The sequence below is a fragment of the Streptosporangium sp. LJ11 genome (assembly GCF_051918945.1).
Classification (GTDB): domain Bacteria; phylum Actinomycetota; class Actinomycetes; order Streptosporangiales; family Streptosporangiaceae; genus Streptosporangium.
Genome location: NZ_JBPXMB010000005.1, coordinates 311,797 through 331,156, shown reverse-complemented (window position 1 = coordinate 331,156; position 19,360 = coordinate 311,797). Strand labels below are relative to the sequence as shown.

At 70.3% G+C, this 19,360-nt stretch carries 17 protein-coding genes; 3 read left to right on the top strand and 14 right to left on the bottom strand.

Annotated elements, in window-relative coordinates; translation table 11 throughout:
• Positions 1–28 precede the first annotated feature (28 nt).
• Together ACTOQ3_RS10500 and ACTOQ3_RS10495 are read right to left on the bottom strand one after the other, a co-directional pair.
• Positions 29–916: a Gfo/Idh/MocA family protein gene (locus ACTOQ3_RS10500; protein WP_440083145.1), complete on the bottom strand. Its 888-nt coding sequence runs from the start codon at positions 914–916 to the stop codon at positions 29–31.
• Positions 917–1,078: 162 nt separating this feature from the next.
• Positions 1,079–2,023, bottom strand: coding sequence for an NAD-dependent epimerase/dehydratase family protein (locus tag ACTOQ3_RS10495; protein ID WP_440083144.1), 945 nt, complete (start codon positions 2,021–2,023; stop codon positions 1,079–1,081).
• Between the two features lie 137 nt (positions 2,024–2,160).
• Here ACTOQ3_RS10495 and ACTOQ3_RS10490 point away from each other — a divergent pair, with 137 nt between their 5' ends.
• Both ACTOQ3_RS10490 and ACTOQ3_RS10485 read left to right on the top strand, forming a co-directional pair.
• On the top strand, positions 2,161–2,862 hold the full coding sequence (locus ACTOQ3_RS10490) for a TetR/AcrR family transcriptional regulator (protein WP_440083143.1): 702 nt from the start codon (positions 2,161–2,163) through the stop codon (positions 2,860–2,862).
• Positions 2,863–3,004: 142 nt separating this feature from the next.
• On the top strand, positions 3,005–4,834 hold the full coding sequence (locus tag ACTOQ3_RS10485) for a GmrSD restriction endonuclease domain-containing protein (protein ID WP_440083142.1): 1,830 nt from the start codon (positions 3,005–3,007) through the stop codon (positions 4,832–4,834).
• Positions 4,835–5,035: 201 nt separating this feature from the next.
• Here the strand turns inward: ACTOQ3_RS10485 and ACTOQ3_RS10480 are convergent, their stop codons facing one another.
• The 5 genes from ACTOQ3_RS10480 to leuA form a co-directional block, all read right to left on the bottom strand.
• Positions 5,036–5,587, bottom strand: coding sequence for a hypothetical protein (locus ACTOQ3_RS10480; protein ID WP_440083141.1), 552 nt, complete (start codon positions 5,585–5,587; stop codon positions 5,036–5,038).
• Positions 5,588–5,735: 148 nt separating this feature from the next.
• Positions 5,736–7,019 (bottom strand): D-arabinono-1,4-lactone oxidase, encoded by a 1,284-nt coding sequence (locus tag ACTOQ3_RS10475; RefSeq protein ID WP_440083140.1) that lies wholly within the window; start codon positions 7,017–7,019, stop codon positions 5,736–5,738.
• 285 nt (positions 7,020–7,304) lie between these two features.
• Positions 7,305–7,691 carry a TraR/DksA family transcriptional regulator gene (locus tag ACTOQ3_RS10470; protein ID WP_440083139.1) on the bottom strand — a complete coding sequence of 129 codons (387 nt, stop codon included), beginning with the start codon at positions 7,689–7,691 and terminating at the stop codon, positions 7,305–7,307.
• 366 nt (positions 7,692–8,057) lie between these two features.
• Complete coding sequence (locus ACTOQ3_RS10465) at positions 8,058–8,666, bottom strand: SSI family serine proteinase inhibitor (RefSeq protein WP_440083138.1); 609 nt, start codon at positions 8,664–8,666, stop codon at positions 8,058–8,060.
• Positions 8,667–9,210: 544 nt separating this feature from the next.
• Entirely contained in the window at positions 9,211–10,923 is a 1,713-nt protein-coding gene (gene leuA, locus ACTOQ3_RS10460) for a 2-isopropylmalate synthase (protein ID WP_440083137.1), read from the bottom strand.
• A gap of 320 nt (positions 10,924–11,243) precedes the next feature.
• On the opposite strand from leuA, the gene ACTOQ3_RS10455 reads away from it, so the two are divergent.
• On the top strand, positions 11,244–11,489 hold the full coding sequence (locus tag ACTOQ3_RS10455) for a DUF2630 family protein (protein ID WP_440083136.1): 246 nt from the start codon (positions 11,244–11,246) through the stop codon (positions 11,487–11,489).
• A gap of 119 nt (positions 11,490–11,608) precedes the next feature.
• On the opposite strand, the gene ACTOQ3_RS10450 is transcribed toward ACTOQ3_RS10455, so the two are convergent.
• From ACTOQ3_RS10450 to urtA, 7 genes are all read right to left on the bottom strand, one after another.
• Positions 11,609–12,772 (bottom strand): hypothetical protein, encoded by a 1,164-nt coding sequence (locus ACTOQ3_RS10450; protein ID WP_440083135.1) that lies wholly within the window; start codon positions 12,770–12,772, stop codon positions 11,609–11,611.
• Positions 12,769–14,340: a transporter substrate-binding domain-containing protein gene (locus ACTOQ3_RS10445; protein ID WP_440083134.1), complete on the bottom strand. Its 1,572-nt coding sequence runs from the start codon at positions 14,338–14,340 to the stop codon at positions 12,769–12,771. The genes ACTOQ3_RS10450 and ACTOQ3_RS10445 overlap by 4 nt, the downstream gene beginning before the upstream one ends.
• 126 nt (positions 14,341–14,466) lie before the next feature.
• Positions 14,467–15,156 carry an urea ABC transporter ATP-binding subunit UrtE gene (urtE, locus tag ACTOQ3_RS10440; protein WP_440070101.1) on the bottom strand — a complete coding sequence of 230 codons (690 nt, stop codon included), beginning with the start codon at positions 15,154–15,156 and terminating at the stop codon, positions 14,467–14,469.
• The gene (gene urtD / locus ACTOQ3_RS10435) at positions 15,134–15,892 is read right to left on the bottom strand and encodes an urea ABC transporter ATP-binding protein UrtD (RefSeq protein ID WP_440083133.1); all 759 of its coding nucleotides are present in this window, start codon (positions 15,890–15,892) and stop codon (positions 15,134–15,136) included. The genes urtE and urtD overlap by 23 nt, the downstream gene beginning before the upstream one ends.
• Positions 15,889–16,995 carry an urea ABC transporter permease subunit UrtC gene (gene urtC / locus ACTOQ3_RS10430; protein ID WP_440083132.1) on the bottom strand — a complete coding sequence of 369 codons (1,107 nt, stop codon included), beginning with the start codon at positions 16,993–16,995 and terminating at the stop codon, positions 15,889–15,891. The genes urtD and urtC overlap by 4 nt, the downstream gene beginning before the upstream one ends.
• Positions 16,992–17,858, bottom strand: coding sequence for an urea ABC transporter permease subunit UrtB (gene urtB / locus ACTOQ3_RS10425; protein WP_362677314.1), 867 nt, complete (start codon positions 17,856–17,858; stop codon positions 16,992–16,994). The genes urtC and urtB overlap by 4 nt, the downstream gene beginning before the upstream one ends.
• Positions 17,859–17,976: 118 nt before the next feature.
• Positions 17,977–19,209, bottom strand: a complete 1,233-nt coding sequence (gene urtA, locus ACTOQ3_RS10420) for an urea ABC transporter substrate-binding protein (RefSeq protein ID WP_440083131.1) — start codon at positions 19,207–19,209, stop codon at positions 17,977–17,979.
• Positions 19,210–19,360 lie beyond the last annotated feature (151 nt).

Below are 19,360 nucleotides of genomic sequence, written 5' to 3'. Positions count from 1 at the left end.
GTGCCACCGGGGCGCGCGACGCGGACGGTCAGGTCGCGGCGGTGACGATGTCCTCGCAGATCGCGTGGGTGGCCAGGGCGTCGCCGGCGTCGAGGACGGTGCCGGAGCGGACCGCGTCGAGAAACTCCAGGCAGACCCGCTCGATGCCCCGCTGCCGGGAGACCGGAGTCCAGTCGCCTCGCCTGGTGTGAGTCTCGGCGCCGGCATAGTCGGTCACGTCGGCCAGGTTGACCACGCGGCGCTTGGCACCGCCTCCCATGACCTCCACGGTCTCCTCGGCCGTACCGCTCATCCTGTTCATGATCCCGAAGGCGGTGAAGCCGTCCCCGGACAGCTCCAGCGTCACGTACTCCAGCAGCCCGTTCCTGACCCGGGTACGGATGCCTGTGTGCTCGACCTCGCCGGGCACCAGGAACCTGAGGGTGTCCACGACGTGGACGAAGTCGTCGTAGACGACGGTCCGCGGGTCGGCGGGGTGGCGCGCGCGGTGCTTCTGCATCACCACCAGGTCGCGGGGAAGGTCGCGCAGCGCCGCGTAGGACGGCGCCCTGCGGCGGTTGAAGCCGACGAGCAGCGACCGTTCGCTCTCGCGTGCCAGCCGCACCAGGCGCTCGGACTCGGCGAGGGTGTAGGCGATCGGCTTGTCCAGGTAGACGTGCACGCCCGCTCGCAGCAGCGGCTCGACGACCTTCACGTGCGCGGCCGTCGCGACGTGCACGAAGGCCGCCTCGATTCCCGCTCCGAGCACCTCCTCCACCGAGGAGAAACGGCGCTCGACCCGGTAGGCGTCGCCGAGGCGGTCGAGCGTGGCGCGGTCACGGGTGCACAGGTGGAGGTCGAGTCCGGGGGTCGCGCCGAGGACCGGCAGGTACGCCTTCTCCGCGATGTCCCCGAGGCCGATGACAGCGATCTTCATGCTCAAAGCGTACGGCGTGTCCCCGGCCCCGCCCCGGCGGGTGCGGCCCCGGCCTCCCCGTTCGGGCGGGTGCGGCCCCGCTCCGGCAGGGGCGGCGTGCCGCCGGTCCCGCCCGGCGGGGGTGCGCCGCGGTCCCCCGCGTACGACGTGGGACGTCCTCCGCTACGCCGCCACGGCCAAGCGGTCGCGCCACCAGGCGAGCGTCGCGGCCAGCGCCTCGTCCATCGGGGTCGGCGCCAGGTCGAGGGCGGCCTGGGACTCGCCGGAGTCGAGGACGAAGGGGCGGACGAACTGGTAGCGCAACTCCTCCAGTTCCCCGAGCATCGGCGAGAAGAGCCCGGCGGCGCGCAGCAACCAGTGGGGCATGGCCTTGACCCCCGGGTCGGGGACTCCGGCGAGCGCGCACAGGCGCTCGGCGACCTCGCGCACCGACATCGGCTCGTTCGTCGGGACGTGCCACGCGCGGCCCCAGGCACGGTCGCCCTCGCCCGCCGCGACCAGGGTCCGCGCGACGTCGGGCACGTAGGTCCAGCTGTGCGGCTGGGCGGGGTCGCCGGCGAAGCGGACGGTCTTGCCGGCCAGCAGTGCGGGGACGAACCTCTCCCCGAGGTGCGACTGGTCGAGGCAGCCGGGGCCGAAGTAGTCGGATCCGCGCACCTCGGTCGCCCTGACCCGGCCCGCCTCGTGCGCGGCCAGGGCATCCCGCCACACCTTGACCCGGATCGCACCCTTGGCGCTGGGCGGGTTCAGCGGGTCGCCCTCCCTCATCGGCCGGTCGGGAGCCGCGTAGACGTAGAGGTTGCCGAGGATGACGTACCCCGCACCGGTGGTCTCGGCGGCTCCCAGCAGTGACGCGGCGAGCGGCGGCCAGTCGCGCGCCCACTCGTGGTAGCGCGGGTTGACGCAGTTGTAGAGGACGGCGGCGCCCCCGGTCAGGGCGGTCAGCTTCTCGCGGTCGCTCACGTCGGCGGCGACCCTGCGGATGCCCGGCAGGTCGGGACCCGAGCCCGAGCGGCTGACGAGGACGACCTCGTGCCCCTGCCCGGCCAGCTGCCGGGCGACCTCGGAGCCGACCTGACCGGCTCCCGCGATGACGTGCTTGGCCATGATTCCTCTTCTTCCTTCACTGATCACTGATGTGCCTTTGCGCCCGTTCCGTTCTGAGAGCAATGCTCTCGATAAAGAGCACTGCTCGTCAAGAGCAGTGCTCTCTTTTGTTCTCGGTGCTCTGATATGGTCACGGCATGAGTTCGAGCCTCACCGCACGCGAGAGGGTCAGAGCCGAGCTGACCCGCGAGATCACAGACGTCGCCCGGCGGCAGCTGGCCGTCGACGGCGCGAGCGGCCTGTCCCTGCGCGCGGTCGCCCGCGAGATGGGCATGGCCTCGTCGGCGATCTACCGCTACTTCCCGTCCAGGGACGACCTGCTCACGGCCCTGATCATCGACGGCTACAACGCCGTCGGCGAGGCCGTGGAGAACGCCGACGCGGCCGTACCGCCCGAGGACCACCGGGGCAGGTGGATGGCGGTCTGCCACGCCGTACGGGACTGGGCCCTGGCCCATCCGCACGAGTACGCCCTGTTGTACGGCTCACCCGTACCCGGCTACCGGGCACCGCAGGACACCGTCCCCGCCGCGGTCCGCGACACCGTCGTCTACGGCCGGATCGTCTCCGACGCCCACCGCGCCGGAGCGCTGAACCCGCCCGACACCACCCAGCCGCCCGTCCCGCCGTCCTTCCACGAGGATGCCGCGCGGGTGCGCGAGCTGATACCCGACGTCCCCGACGACGTGATCGTCCGCGGCCTGATCGCCTGGACCGGCCTGTTCGGCTGGCTCAACTTCGAGCTGTTCGGCCAGTTCAACAACGCGATCCTCGACCTCGCGGCGGCCTTCGACCACGCCATGCGCTGCCAGGCCCGCACCCTCGGGCTACCTGCCTGATACGTCACGACTCGGCCGCGATGAGTAACGTCCACCTGTCTGGAGTGATAAACGAGGTGAAAGGCTCTCGAATGAGCCGTTTTCTCGATGGACGAAAGGCACCCCCGACTTCATGGTGGAAAGTCCTATTCACGGCGAAGGCGTGACGGTCCGCACGCTGTTCGAGCGGAATTCCTTCGCGCTGGACTACTACCAGCGGGAGTACACCTGGACCCGCCACGAGGTCGGCACGCTGATCGACGACCTCGGCCAGCGCTTCCTCAGCCAGTGGAAACCCCTGCACGACCGGAGCAGGGAGATCGACGGGGAGTTCCCCGAGGTGCTGCGCGGCGAGGCCCTGGTGCCCTTCGTCCACTGGCTGCTCGACCGCGTCTGCCTGGTCGGCATCCGGGCCCTCGACCAGGAGAACGGCCGCGAGATCTTCGTGTCGATGAACGACCGGGGGCTCCGGCTGAGCCACGTGGACCTGCTGAAGGGCCATCTCTTCCGGCGGGTCGACGTGAAGGCGCGCGAGGACCTCGGCGGGGCCTGGGCCGACATGCTCGCCCGCCTCACCACCTCCGAGACCGACTCCCCCGAGGCCAACACGCCCAGCGCGTACGTCCGCTCGTTCCTCCTCGCGCAGTACGCGGATCTCGGCGAGGGGTCCACGGACGCCGCCGGGATCGGGCGGGCCGTCCACGAGTGGATCCTGCGCAACGACGTCCAGCTCGGCCTCGGCCGCGTGGCCGAGGCGCAGGCGTTCGTGCAGAGGCTCACGAACGTGTCGAAGCGCTACTGCGAGCTGCTCCGCGCCTGCCGGGAGTTCACCCCCTCCCTGGCCGGCGTCTACTTCAACGGTCACAACGGCATCGACGGCCAGTTCACGCTGCTGCTCTCCGTCGTCTCGCCCGAGGACTCCGACGAGGTGTTCACCCGCAAGTGCTCGATGGTCGCGTCGTTCCTCGACCTCGTCTACGTGCGCAGGTCCGTCAACAACCTCCCCGTGCAGCGCCGCGACCTCGACGAGATCGTCCACCGGCTGATCCCCCTCCTGCGGATGTGCCGGACCACCGACGACGTCGCCACGGTCCTCGGCCGGGAGACCTCCCTGCTCGAACACGACTTCCGCGAGCTGGCCTCCTTCGGGCTCCGGGCCAACAACCGCCGCCTGGTCCGCTACCTGCTCTCCCGGATGACCGCCCATGTCCAGCGCGAGTGCGAGGGGGGAAACCACGAGTACGCGTTCCTGCGGGGACCGCGCGAGTACGAGATCGAGCACGTCTGGGCCAACCGCTTCGAGCGACACAGGGCCGAGGTCAGGACCACGGCGGAGTTCTACATCCGGCGCAACCGCCTCGGTGCCCTGCTGCTCCTGCCCAGGTCCGTCAACGCGAGCTTCCGCGACGACCCCTACGAGCGGAAGCTCGAGCACTACTACGCGGAGAACCGGCTCGCGGCCTCCCTGCACCCCAAGAGCCGCCTGCGCAACACCCCGTTCACCCACTACCTCAGGGACTCGGGCCTGGACCGGGCGTTCCAGCCCTGCCCGGAGTTCGGCGTACGGGAGATCGAACGGCGGCAGAACCTCTACCGGCTCCTCTGCGAGGAGATCTGGAACCCGGCCAGGCTCGGCTTCCGCATGCCGGTGATCGTCCTCCCGCCCCCCGCCCCCGAGCAGTCCGGGTCCCGCCGCCACTACGGCGTCGAGGTCGTCGACCTCATCAAATGCGGCCTGATAGCGCCGAACGCCAAGATCTTCCGCACGGTCAGGGGCGAGATGCACTTCGCCACGGTCGAGGAGGGCGGGACGATCAGGGTGGCGGCGACGGGCCAGGCCTACCATTCCCTGTCGGCCGCCGGAGCCGCGGTCGCCGGGACCAGGGCGTGCGCCGGGCGGGACGTCTGGCGCATCGAGCGCGACGGCGCCGCGCTGCCGCTGAAACGCCTCCGCGAGGAGGCCATCAGCCGCGGCCTGATGTCCAAAGCCTGAGGCCGTCCCCTCCGCGCTCCCGCCCGGCGAACAGGGCGGCGCGCCTCTTCCGCCCGTTCTCACAGGTGGAAGAGGCGCGCCGCTACGTCGCCGACGTGACCGGAGGTCGTCTGACGCCGCCCGCGCGGCCGAGGTGCCGACGGCGGCGCTCCGCGGGCGTACGACGATCTCCGCGAGACCGTGTGACCGGCCTGAAGCCTCCTACCGGGAGAACTTCTTGCGCATGGCTCCCCGGAGGATCTGGCCCGGCCGCTGCTGCTCCCCGTGCAGGGAGGTGAGAACAACGATCATCCCGGTGACGGCCGGAATGACCCACTGCATGACGCGCAACTGCTGCTGCGCCTTGGCGACCTCTTCCGGTGTCTCCTTTTCCGGCTTCACCGCGCCCTCCACGGGCACGTCGCCCGCGTCCGCGAGCTTGGCCCCGAGCACCCCGGTGTAGGCGGTCGCGGCCAGCGCGGCGGCGGTCAGCGCGGCCTTGGCCGCGGTGCTCGCCCCCACTCCCCGCTGATGCGCCACGCGCTGCTTGTTGGCCGCCAGCAGGCCGGCCGAGCCGATGAGGAAGGCGCCGATGCCCACGGCGTTGACCGGCCTCCAGCGCCCCCATCCCACGTTCGCCACCCGCAGGCGCTCGCTTCTGTCACTGACCACGTTGGCAGCGCCGTTGAGGCCGATCGCGCCCATCAACGAGCCCCCGAACCAGGCGGCCAGCCCCACATCGTGCATCGCGCGCACGACCGTATTGCGTTCCATGCGTCTCCCCCTCGTCACAAGTGTCGGATTCGCGACCTTTATGGTTAACATCGCGCTGTTACCGCTGTGATGGGGGTTAACTACCCGGATCTACTCATGCGATCCGCTCATCTACTGATGTACAGATCAAGGTTGAGGCTGCGAACGGTCAGGAAACGGGACTCCCCCCGAAAACCCGGGCGTCGAGGAACGGGTTGCGGAACTTACCCGTGGGGTCGAGCTCGGCGGCCAGCCGCCGGAAGTCCGGAAGCCGGTCGTACAGGGAGTTCAGGCGCTCGGGCCCCATCAGGAAGAGCTTGCCCCAGTGCGGGCGGGCCTCGAAGGGCTCCAGCGCCTCCTCGACCACGGCGATCACCCGGCTCACCGCGGGCCAGTCCTTCTTCCAGGTGAAGTGGACCGCGACGACGTCCTCGCGGTAGGAGGTGCTCAGCCACAGGTCGTCCGCCGCGACGGTGCGGATCTCCGAGATCTGCAGGACCGGGGCGACGACGTCCCTGACCGCGTCCAGCGCGCGGAGCGCGGCGAGGGCGTGGCGGCGCGGCAACAGATACTCCGACTGGAGTTCCTCCCCGCTGCTCGGCGTGAAGTCCAGGCGGAAGTGCGGCAGCCGGTCGTACCAGGGACCGGGCACGCCCATCTGCGCGGTGCAGTTGACGGCGGACATCCCCGGCAGCGGGTGCCGGTCGGCCGTGGCCGCCGTGGCGTCCAGCCAGATCGGCTCCGGCTCCCACGGGCCGGGGTCGCCGTCGCGGCGCTTCACCCACACCTGGTCGATCCCGGAACCGGTCCAGCCGGTGAACAGGCCCACGCTGTACGCGGCCGAGAGGATCTCCTCGAAGTGCTCCTCCATCCGCGCCCAGGGCAGGTTCTCGTAGACGTACTGCCGCACCTCGAAGGCCGGGACGACGTCGAGGACGACCCTGGTGACGATGCCCAGCGCACCGAGGGCGACGACCGCCCCGGCGAAGCGGTCGCCGTCCTTCTCCCGGCTGAGGACGGTGATCTCACCGTCCGCGGTGACCAGTTCGAGGCCGGAGACGGCGGTGGCCAGGTTGCCGTTGGCGACGCCGGAGCCGTGCGTGGCCGTGGCGCAGGCGCCGGCGACCGAGATGTGCGGCAGGGAGCCGAGATTGGGCAGTGCGTGGCCCCGGTCGTACAGCCACCGGCTCAGCTCGCCGTAGCGCACCCCGCCACCCACCGTGACCGTGCCCCGTACCGGGTCGAGCTCGAAATCGGCGGGCAGGCCCTCCAGCGAGACGAGGTCCCCACCGGGACGGTCGGCGATCTCGTTGAAGGAGTGGCGGGTGCCGAGTGGCCGGACGGCGCCGCTGCCGGCGACCAGTTCCTGGAGCTCCTCGATGCCGCCGGGGCGGTGGAACCGCGCGGCGCCGTAGGTGATGTTGCCCGCCCAGTTCTGCGGTTCTCCGGTCACGATGTGCCCTCTCTACGCCTCACGCCAGGCCGTACGCGGCGGATGCGCGCCACACGCGGGTGATCGTGTGGGACACGGGCTCACCGGGTGACCGTGGGGGGCACGGGTCGCGGCCGGGCGGGGCACGGCTCATGGCCGGTGATCATCCGAAGCGCGACGGCGGGCATCGCCGCACCCAGGGTAGTTCAGGAATTTCGTTACATCCGCCGCGAGTCGTCACCGCCCGGTCCGGCGCACTCGGCGCGGGTGGCGGGCCCCGGCTCGCTCAGGGCCTCTCAAGCGTCGTCACCGCCCGCGTCCGGCGCACTCGATGCAGGTCCGGGCGACCGGGCGGGCCTTCAGGCGCTCCAGGGCGATGGGCCGCCCGCAGTCGTCGCACACGCCGTAGGTGCCCTGCTGGAGTCGCTCGACCATCTCGTCGAGGGCGGCGAGATGATCCCTTGCTCTGTCGAGCAGGGCCTGGAGATGGGACCGCTCGAAGGCGATCGTCGCCCCCTCCGGGTCGTGCTCGTCGTCGTTGGCCACCAGCGTCGACGAATCGACGAGGTCGTCCCAGTCGCGCGTCAACGCCGTGATCTGGACCACCGTCCTCTCGCGGTCCGCGGTCAGAAGATCCCGCATGGCCGCCCGCTGAGCAGAAGAAAGCACGGTTCCCGAAGGCTGCTTGCCCATCGCCGTCTCACCCCGTCCTACCGCGGATCCGCTCCTGGCCGTGGGCGTCGCCGGCTCGTGACGCGAGGCCGCCGACCTGGGACTTCCCTCCATTTTACGGCTCGTGAGGTGAGCGGCCCCCGCCCGGAGCCCGGAGGGGCTCGTACGGCGGCGGGGACGTCCCCGCCGCCGTACGAGCCCCTTTCACGGAAACCGGCGGCCATCCGCCGGCGAGCGGGCCGTCGGCCACTCCGCCCGCCGTCCGACGACGGGCCCGCTTCGATCCCCCGGTCTCTCCGGTCTCTCCGGTCCCTGCGGCGCCTGCCGCCCCCCGGACACCGAGCGGGTCCGGGACATGTGTTCCCGGCGCGTTCCACAGGACGGGTCCTAGAAGGAGAAGATCGCCCCGGTCGCGGCGCGCAGCTCGCACTGGTTGCTGAAGGTTCGCCGGTACTGGACGAAACGGCCGTTCCAGGTGCCGGTCGCGGACACGGTGACGGGATCGTGATATCGCGGGCAGGCCGCCCACGGCAGCCTGAGGTAGGTGGGGTTGCCCTGCACCCGGCTCAGCAGCGCGCACGCCTCCGGTCCGCGAGGGTGCATGCCGTACATCGGCGCGCACGCGAGCCGGACGGTCCGCGTCCTGCCCATTCGCGAGACGGTCAACGTGAGGCGCTTGGGGTACGGGCCGTCGATCGTCGGGCCCCACGGCGGGGTCACGACGGGCGGGCGGGGCGGGATCGGCTGCCCCCACGGCGGACGCGGCGGGGTCGGCCGGGGCGGGGTCGGCCGGACCCACGGCGGGTCGGGGATGGGAGGCCCCGGGTTCGGGCGGGGCGGCAGGGGGTGGGGCGGCCGGGGCGGCCACGGGGGCGGATCAACGGTCGGCTGAGCCACGGGCGGGCCGGGTTCGTAGTGCGCCGGCTGCGCGTCCGCGGCGGCGGTACCGCTGAGGATGACGAGCCCGGCGGTGGCCAGGCCGAGGATACATCGCATGAGTTCCCCCGATAAATACAGATTCCATAAACAGCCGAATATGTCGCGTTCGGTCAGTTTGGGGGGAGCGAGTTACACCCTGAGCTGCAAAGAGGCTATGTCGATGATGTTGGGATGTCTCGCAGCGACTCGCCATGGAATGCCATGAATTCGGCAGGCGGGAAACCTGCCGGACGGCCCGGATGGAGAGGGATCCGCGAGCCCGTCCGCGGCGCCGATCCATACCCGGAAAAGCCGGTTTCGCGGTACCGACCCGGAATCCGCGAGGCCACGACGGCTCCACCGATGCGTCCTCGTGCCCCGGGGCGAGCGGAAACGACTCGACCGCGCCCGGACGGATCTCGCGGTGGGCGCGGTCGGGTGAGCGACGTGGACGCCTTGTGGGCGGCCGTCGGACCTCGTACGGCAGATCGTGCCGGGCGAGGCGGGGACTGTGCGGGAGGGAGTGGGTGGTACGGGGTGCGGGGCGACGCGGACGGTGCCGGGCGAGAGGCGCGCGGCCGGCGCGGCCGTACGTGGGAGCCGTGCCGCCCCGTCCGCTCCGCTAGCGGCCGGCGCGGTTGACCGCGGAGATGACGGCCTTGAGCGAGGCGGTGGTGGTGTTGGAGTCGATGCCGACACCCCACAGGGTCCGGCCGGCGATCTCGCACTCGATGTAGGAGGCGGCCTTGGCGTCGGTCCCCGCGCTCATGGCGTGCTCGGCGTAGTCGAGGACGCGTACCTGGACCCCGACCCGGGCCAGGGCGTCGCAGAAGGCGGAGATGGGACCGTTGCCGACTCCCTCGACCTCGCGGATCTCCCCGTCGAGGCGCAGGTCGGCGCTGATGGCGTCCTGCCCGTCACCCCTGGAGGTGGTCCGGTGGGCCAGCAGGCCCAGGCGGCCCCACGGGCTCGTCGGGTTGGGCAGGTACTCGTCGGTGAAGACCTCCCACATCTGGGTGGCGTTCACCTCGCCACCGATGGTGTCGGTGTGGGTCTGGACGGCGCGGGAGAACTCGATCTGCAGGCGCCGCGGCAGGTCCAGGTGGTGGTCGGCCTTCATGATGTAGGCGACCCCGCCCTTGCCGGACTGGCTGTTGACCCGGATGACCGCCTCGTACGTGCGGCCGATGTCCTTGGGGTCGATCGGCAGGTACGGGACCGCCCAGGCGAACTCCTCGACCGGGACGCCCGCGGCGGCCGCGTCGCGCTCCAGGTGCTCGAAGCCCTTCTTGATGGCGTCCTGGTGGGAGCCGGAGAAGGCGGTGTAGACGAGCTCGCCGCCCCACGGGTGGCGCGGGTGGACGGGCAACTGGGTGCAGTACTCGGTGACCCGGCGGATCTCGTCGATGTCGGAGATGTCGACCTCCGGGTCGACGCCCTGCGAGAACATGTTCATGCCCAGCGTGACCAGGCAGACGTTGCCGGTGCGCTCGCCGTTGCCGAACAGGCAGCCCTCGATCCGGTCGGCCCCGGCCATGTAGCCCAGTTCGGCGGCGGCGACGGCGGTGCCGCGGTCGTTGTGGGGGTGCAGGGACAGCACGATCGAGTCGCGGTAGGCCAGATTGCGGTGCATCCACTCGATCTGGTCGGCGTAGACGTTGGGCGTGGCCATCTCGACGGTGGCGGGCAGGTTGAGGATGACCTTGCGGTCGGGGGTGGGCTGCCAGACGTCGTTGACGGCGTCGCAGACCTCCACCGCGTACTCCAGCTCGGTACCGGTGAAGGACTCCGGGGAGTACTGGAAGTAGATCTCCGTGTCGTCCATCCCGGCGGCCAGCTTCTTGCAGAGCTTGGCGCCCTCGACCGCGATCGCGGTGATGCCCTCGCGGTCCTGGCCGAAGACGACCCGGCGCTGGAGGGTGGAGGTGGAGTTGTACAGGTGGATGATCGCCTGCTTGGCCCCGCGCACCGACTCGAAGGTCCGCTCGATCAGCTCGGCCCTGGACTGGGTCAGGACCTGGATCACCACGTCGTCGGGGATCAGGCCCTCTTCGATGATCTGCCGTACGAAGTCGAAGTCGGTCTGGGAGGCGGCGGGAAAGCCCACCTCGATCTCCTTGTAGCCCATCTTCACCAGCAGCTCGAACATCTGGAGCTTGCGGTGGGCGTCCATGGGGTCGATCAGCGCCTGGTTGCCGTCACGCAGGTCGACGGCGCACCACCGGGGGGCCCGGTCGATGACCTTCCCGGGCCAGGTGCGGTCGGCCAGCTGGATCGGCGCGAAGGACTCATAGCGCTTGAACGGCATGGGACTGGGCTGCTGCTGCGGATACATGCAAGGCTCCTCGACTGGGAAAACAATCGTGGCCGACGCGCATGGCTCGCTCCGCGACGAGGGAGCCGGCCTCTACAGGCCCTCGTCGCGGCAGCTAAGAAGCAGGCCGCGCAGCATGCCTAGCACGTTAGCAGACGTCTCAGGATGCCCGGGCCCCGGTCTCACATGGCGGGACTCGAAGATCTTCGCTCACCTGGCGGGGCCCGGAGATCTCCGGCGTCTCACCCGCGGAAGGGCCGCCGTCGCGGGGTCGGCCTCCGACGGTGCGGTGACCCGCCGATCGGATACAGTCCAGAAAAACTCTGACAGGGGGAACGGACATGAGGGACGGCGACATCCTCGCCCATATCCACGAGTTGATCGCCGAGGAGCAGGAGCTCCGGGCGAAGCTGGGCTCGCACTCGATCTCCTCGCACGAGGAGAACAACCGGATCCAGCACCTGGAGGAGGCCCTCGACCAGGCATGGGACCTGCTCAGGCAGCGCCGGGCGCGCCGCGAGTTCGGTGAGGACCCCAACTCGGCGGCCCCCCGCCCGATCGACGAGGTCGAAGACTACCTTCAGTGATCGCCGGTCCCGGAAGCCCCCTCCGGGAAGCCGTCGCCCGCCCTGCGGGCTGACCTCCGTGCTACCCCCGTGCCGCCCCCACGCCGCTCCCGCACGCCCGCCGCACGGTCCGCCGGGACTCACCCGCCGCGCGATCCGGCCGGGGGCGGAGGCTCGGCGGGGCTCGAAGGCCCGGCCGGACCCCGAGACTCATCCGAGCCCGAGCCCGAGCTCGGGGACGACGACCCCGGGGACGGCGACGGGCTCGGAGACGAGCTCGAGTTCGGTGGGGCCGGGCCGGTTTCCCCGGCCGGGCGACCCTCACAGCGCGAGTCGGCGGGAGTCCGCTGCGAGACCGGGGCGAGCCAGGAGATCACGCTGTGCTCGACGTACCAGCCGTGCAGGTTCACCCACGTCCGGGGCACCTCACCGGGGTCGGGGCAGAGCACCTTCGACTGCAGCCGGTCGTTCTGGATGAACTCCACGACACCGTCACGCTTGAGGACGGTGGTCATCTGGTCGTCGCTGGCGACCATGTAGCCCACCACCACCTCCGCGGACCTCTCCTCGGTCGGTTTCTCCAGGGTGATCTGCATGGCGATCAGCGGGAGGATCGGCGCCCTCATCACGACCACGCCGACCAGGAACGGTGTGAACACCGCCATCGCGATCGCGATGCCGTGGGTCAGCACCCTGGCCGGCGCCTCGGGCACCGGACCGGTCAGCAGCGCCGCGAACACCGGGGGAAGGGTCAGGAGGATCGCGGTCGCCACGTCCCGCGCGGCGAACGCGGAGACGATGGCCGGCCACAGCAGGACGTACGACAGCACGGCGGCGATCACCGGAAGCGCGTAGCAGAACGTGGTCCGCAGCTCCTCGTGGTCCGGGAACCGTTCACGCACGGTGAGCCCGAGCAGAGCCAGTGACAGCATCGCCAGCGTCGGCAGGAAGCGCAGCTGCCAGGTACACACGCCCATCGCGACGGCGAGGACCACCACCCAGCCGGGCAGCCGCTGAGCGCTGTGCACCAGCCACGAGGAGCGGCCCGTGCTGATCCAGTGAAGGGTGCCGAGAAGCCTGCCGCCGACCACGACGACGGGCAGCACCCACACCGTGGTCAGCAGGACCGCGCTCAGCAGGCCCAGCGGGCTGATGGTCTGCACGAGCAGGAGCAGCGTCTGGGTGTCCTGCTTGCTGGCGTACCACAGCCGCATCACCAGCAGGACGATCGGGAACACCGGCAGCAGCGTGAGGAACCACTCCTGGTTCCTCGGCGCGTCCCTCACCCGCGCGTCGGGTTTCAAGGGGCGGAGGGACAATCCTGGACGGGGAGGGTTCGCTCCCACGGCCAGCGGCGTACGTCCGGGGGAAGCGCGCACGGCTGCCGTGCCTGCGCCACGTCCACCCCCGGGTTGGCCGCCAGCAACGGCCGGATGTGTTTCTCGTACGCCCCCTCCCACATCTTGTTGTCCGGATCGGCGTAGGAGCGGTAGAGCGCGAGGTCGACCAGGGTGCGCAGCGCGCCGTTGGAACCCGCGTTCACCGCCCACATCTCCGTCTTCTCCAGCGCGATGTCGTGGTGGCGCAGCTTCCTTCCCGGTTCCGCGACGAACCCGGCCAGCAGGGCCGCGTCGGTGGTCACCGCGTCGGCCGCCCTGTTGGCCGCGAGGCCGTCCGCGAGACGGTCCACGCACTTGCTGATCAGGAGCTCGGCGATGGGGTCGACCTTGATCGCCTTTTTCAGCTCGACCAGGGAGGTCGAGGTGCCGAGCGAGCAGACCCTCTTGCCCTCGAGCTGCCCCAGGGAGGCGACGTTGTCGTCGGGGTAGTCGGCCCTGGTCACCACCGACTGCTCGGTGTAGAGGTAGGGCGTCGAGAAGCCGACGGAGGGATCGGCCCTGCGTTCCGGCGTCACGCTGAAGGTCGCCACCACGAGGTCGACCTTGACGAACGCGCCGTCCGTGTCGCGGGCCTGCATGCGCGCCCTGTCCTCGGTCTCGATGGACAGGAAGTCGACCTGGTCGGGCCGGAAGCCCAGATCCGCCGCGATCATGTAGGCGATGTCGATGTCGAAGCCGGTGAAACCGGTCTCGCCCGGCTTCCGCAGGGCGATGCCCGGGGTGTCCTCCTTCACGCCGATCAGCAGCCTGTCCTTGTTGAGGAGCCCCGCCTTCTCCCGTAACTCGGCCTCGGTGGGAGGCCCGCTCACCCACACGACGGACACCCCGACCACGACCGCGGCGAGGGCCAGCGCGATCCAGGCGGCCAGCCGGAAGCGGCGGAACCGGTGACGGCGGGGCGGTCCGGACGGTCCGGGCGGGCCGGTCGGCGGCCCTGAGCGGGGGCCCTCGGCGTCCGCGTCCTCGGACCGCGAGTCGCGGTCGTACCGGTCGTCGTCGTCCCAGCGGTCACGGTCATACCGGCCATCGGGCCGCCGGTCGGGCTCGTAGCGGTCGTCGTCCCAGCGGTCGCGCTCGTACGCTCCTGAGGAGCGCCGCCCACGCCCGTACCGGTCGCCGTCCCGCCGGTCGGGCTCGTAGCGGTCGTGCTCGTAGCGGTCATCGGGCCGCCGGTCACGCTCGTCGCCCGGCCGCCGGTCACGCTCGCCCGCGGCCCGGTCCCGGCGCTCGTCGAGGGGCGTCTCCCCCGTCTCCCCGCCGATTCGCCGGCCGGGAGCGTCACCGGCCGGCTCACCGGCCGCGCGGCCGGGCCCTGCCTCGCGCTCGTCACCGGCCGGGCCCCCGGTCTCCTGGCGGGAAGAGCCGCTCTTCCCGCCAGGAGACCGGCCCCGCTTCGCGGGAGACTCGGAGGGCTCCGGAGGGAGGGACACCCGCTCCGGCCGCTCTTCCCCGTCCGCAGGTTCCTTCGCCATGACACCCCCGGACTCCGCTTTTCTGGGCAGGCTATGTCGTCATCGCTCGTGGCGGGAGCCTCTTCATCAAGAAGTGATCAAACGCAGCCTTCTTGCTCTGAAAAATCCGATTCAGAGCTTTAGCGGTCAGACGGCGAGAAGGCGGTGAATTCCCTCCCCGCGCAGTTCCTCGGCCTCCCCCGAGTGGACGACGTGCCCGGCGTCGAGAATGAGGAAGCGGTCGGCGAGGCGGAGCGCCAGGTCCAGATACTGCTCGACCAGCAGGAGCGACAGGCCGGTGGCGTGCAGCCGCTCGATCGCCTCCTCGATCTCGATGATGATCGACGGCTGGATGCCCTCGGTGGGCTCGTCGAGGATGAGCAGCTTGGGACGGGTGACCAGGGCGCGGGCGATGGCGAGCTGCTGTTGCTGCCCGCCGGACAGGAACCCGGCGCGCCGCTTGAGCAGCGGCTTCAGCCGCGGGAAGGTCTCCAGGGCCTCCTCCAGCGCCTCCTGCGGCCCCTTGGCGGCCTCCAGCGTGACCTGGAGGTTGCCGAGCACGCTGAGCTGGGGGAAGGTCTCGTGCCCCTGGGGGACGTACGCCATGCCGAGCCGGACCCGCTCGTGAGGCGGCAGGCGCGTCACGTCGCGTCCCTCGAAGGTGACCGACCCCGAGGTGGCGGGCAGCACTCCCATCACGGTGTTGAGCAGGGTGGTCTTGCCCACCCCGTTGCGGCCCATCACGCACATCAGCTGCCCGGGCTCCACCTCCAGGGAGACCCCGAACAGCACCCGGGCCCTGCCGTACCCCGCGTCAAGTTCCCGTACCGACAGCATCGCTGCGCTTCCTTCCGATGTAGACCTCCTGCACGCGCGGGTCGTCGCGGACCTGGTCCACCGATCCCTCGATCAGCACCTTGCCCTCGTGCAGGACGGTGACCTGCGAGGCGTACCTGCGCAGGAACTCCATGTCATGTTCGATCACGATCACCGTGTGGTCGTTCGCCACGGACGTCAGGAGCTCGCCGGTGCGCTCCCGCTCGTCCTTGGACATACCGGCCACCGGCTCGTCCAGCAGGAGCAATTTGGGGCGCTGGGTGAGCAGCATGCCGATCTCCAGCCACTGCCGCTGCCCGTGGGAGAGCACCCCCGCGGGCCGGTCGGCCAGCTCCCTCAGGCCGGTGGTCTCCAGGGCCTCGGCGACGGCGTCGGAGACGCCTCGCCTGCGCCGGGCCAGCGACCAGAGCGGGCGGCGGAAGGACGCGGCCAGGTCGAGGTTCTCCAGGACGGTGAGCTCCTCGAAGACCACCGAGGTCTGGAAGGTCCGCCCGACGCCGAGCCGGACGATCCTGTGCTCTCGCAGGCCGACCAGGCTGCGCCCGTCGAAGACGACCTCGCCGGTGGTCGGGCGGGTCAGGCCGGTGATGACGTCGATGAGCGTGGTCTTCCCGGCCCCGTTGGGGCCGATCAGGAATCGCAGCTCCCCCTTCTCGACCGTCAGGTCGATGCCGTCGATGGCGCGGAAGCCGTCGAAGACCACCGACAACCCGCGTACCTCGATCATCGGGCTCATCCGACCTCCTCCATCACTCTCGTACCGGGAGCGTCCGCGGGCGGCGGTTCGGGGTCCGTACGGCGCCCCGACCTGCGCGCCCAGGCGTCGCGCGCCGACGCCGCCACACCGAGGATCCCCTTGGGGGCCAGGGTCATGACGAGGATGAACAGCGCGCCCTGCAGGTAGAGCCAGCCGTCGGCGAACTGCTCGCTGAAGGACGTCTTGGCGTACCCCATCACGACCGCGCCGAGGATCGCCCCGGCCAGCGCGAACCTGCCGCCCACCGCGACCGCGACGACGAGTTCGAGGGAGGGGACCACACCCAGCAGCGCGGGCGAGATGATGCCGACCACGGGCACGAACAGGGCCCCCGCGAGCCCGGCCATGCCCGCGGAGAGCGCGAAGGTGACGGTCTTGACCCTGGCCGGGTCGTAGCCGAGGAACCTGACGCGGTCCTCGCCGTCCCTGATGGCGACGAGCAGCCGCCCGAAGCGGCTCTTGACCAGCTGGCGGGCGCCGAGGTAGAGCAGCCCGGTGACGATCGCGACCGTGAAGTACAGCCCGCGCTGGGTCGAGTCGGCCGCCAGGTCCTGGCCGAACAGGTCGTAGAAGTTGGTCAGGCCGTTGGTGCCGCCGGTCAGGCCCTGCTGGCCGACGAGCAGGATGACGAACGCGGCGGCGAGCGCCTGGGTGAGGATCGCGAAGTAGGCGCCGCGCACCCGCTGCCTGAACACCAGCAGGCCCAGCACCGTGGCGATCAGCATCGGCCCGACGACGACCATGGCCAGCGCGAACACCGGGTTGGCGAACGGTTTCCACAGGGCGGGCAGCTGCTCGACCCCGCTCCACACCATGAAGTCGGGCAGGTCGCCCTGGGCGTCCACCAGTTTCAGGTGCATGGCCATCGCGTAGCCGCCGAGTCCGAAGAACACGCCCTGGCCCAGGACGAGCATGCCGCCCTGCCCCCAGGCCAGGCCGATGCCCAGGGCGATGATCGCGAAGCAGAGATACTTGGCCAGCAGGCCGAGGCGGAAGGGCTCCAGCAGCAGTGGTGCGACCACCAGGGCCAGCACGGCCACCACCGCGAAGACCCCGGGCCCTCTGAGGCGTGCGAGATTCATGTGAGCGCCCTCGATCGGAGTACGAACAGGCCCTGCGGCCGGAACTGGAGGAAGGCGATGATCGCGGCGAACACGATGACCTTCGCCAGGCTGGCGTCGCTCCAGAACTCGGCGTAGGAGTTGAGCAGGCCGAGTCCCGCGGCGGCGATGACGGCGCCGCGCAGCTGGCCGAGCCCTCCGGCGACGACCACCAGGAAGGCGTCGACGATGTAGTAGGTGCCGAGGGCGGGTCCGACGGGGCCGATGAGGGTGAGGGCCACCCCGGCGACCCCGGCCAGGCCCGAGCCGATGAAGAAGGTGCGCTGGTCGACGTGGGCGGTGTTGATGCCGCTGACCGCGGCGAGCTGCCGGTTCTGCATCACCGCCTGCATCCGGCGGCCCTGGCCGGTGCGGTTCATGTAGGCCCAGACGCCGACGACGGTGGCGACGGCGAGGGCGAAGATGAACAGCCGGTTGTACGGCAGTGACGCGATGCCGCCTTGCAGCCAGGTGGGCGCCTGGACCTGCACGTTGGGCGCGCCGAACAGGTCGCGGGCGAGCTGCTGCAGCACGAGGCTGACGCCCCAGGTGAGCAGCAGGGTGTCGAGCGGGCGGCCGTAGAAGTGCCGGATCGCGGTCCGTTCCAGGATGAGCCCCATCAGCCCGGCGACCAGGAAGGCGACGGGCAGGGCGACGATCACGGCCATCCGGCCGGTGAGGTCCTGGAGCAGGTAGGCGGTGTACGCGCCCGCCATGATGAACTCGCCGTGGGCCATGTTGATCACGCCCATCTGGCCGAACGTGAACGTCAGGCCGAGGGCGATGAGAAGCAGTACGGCGCCGATGGACAGGCCGATCGGGAGCTGGTTGAGAAACGCCTCCACCGAAGGTCCCCTTCCTACGAGTGTTTGGCTCCGGGGCGGGCCGTGCCGCATTGTGGATGCGTCACGGTGCTGCCCGTGATCTGGTCACGGCCCGGCCCGGAGCCGGTCTGAGAGGGGATCAGCCGTTGGCCAGGCCGCTCGCCCAGGGGTAACCCTTGAGGTAGGGGTCGGGTTTGATCGGCTCGCCGGAGTTCCAGACCTCCTTGATGAGGCCGTCGGGCTGGATCACCCCGATCCTGGCCGTCTTGTACATGTGCTGGTTCTCGCCGTCGATGGTGACCAGGCCCTCGGGACGCTCCAGGGCGATGCCTCCGGCGGCCTTCCTGACGGCCTCGACCTCGACGGACCCGGCTTTCTTGGCGGCCTCGGCCCAGAGGTAGACGGCGTTGTATCCGGCCTCCATCGGGTCGGAGGTCACCTTGTCGGCGCCGTACTTGGCCTTGAACGCGGCGACGAACTTCTCGTTGGCCGGGTTCTCGGTGGTCTGGTAGTAGTTCCAGGCGACGGGGTGTCCGGCGATGTTGTCGACGCCGATGCCCTTGACCTCCTCCTCGGCGACGCTCACCGACAGGACGGGCATCTGCTCGGCGGTGACCCCGGCGCTGTTGAGCTGCTTGAAGAAGGCGACGTTGCTGTCGCCGTTGAGGGTGTTGAAGACGGCGTCCGGCTTGGCCTGGACGACCTTGTTGGTCAGCGTGCTGTACTCGGTGTGGCCGAGGGGGGTGTACTCCTCGCCGAGGATCTCCATCCCGTTCGCCGCCGCGTACGCCTTGATGATCTTGTTGGCGGTCCGCGGGAAGACGTAGTCGCTGCCGACCAGGAAGATCTTCTTCTTGCCCTGTTCCTTGAGGTAGTCGAGGCCGGGGATGATCTGCTGGTTGGTGGTGGCGCCGGTGTAGAAGATGTACGGCGAGCTCTCCAGGCCCTCGTACTGGACCGGGTACCACAGCAGGGCCTTGCTCCGCTCGAACACCGGCAGCATCGCCTTGCGGCTGGCGGAGGTCCACCCGCCGAAGGTGGTGGCGACCTTGTCCTGGCGGATGAGCTTGGTGGCCTTCTCCGCGAAGGTGGGCCAGTCGGACGCGCCGTCCTCCACGACGGGGATCAGCTTCTTGCCGAGCACGCCTCCGGCGGCGTTGATCTCCTCGATGGCGAGCAGTTCCGAGTCCCGGACGGTCACCTCGCTGATGGCCATGGTGCCGCTGAGCGAGTGCAGGATGCCGACCTTGATGCCGTCCTCACCGCCGGCGGAGGCCGCGTTCGTGCCCGAGGGGGCTTCGCCTCCGCAGGCGGCCAGCGCCGTGGCCAGCGCCGCGACGACGACTCCGGAGCGCCATGCTGTGTTCCTCAATGACTTTCCTCCTTGCCGGTACGGCCCCCGCACCGATCTATCTGCCGTCAAGGTGACTGAGTGAGGTTTCCCGCCTAGTTCGTGATTGTTAATTGCGCTTTACCGGGATTTCACCGCCGTGACAGGACGCGGCAGCGCGGACACCACGCCA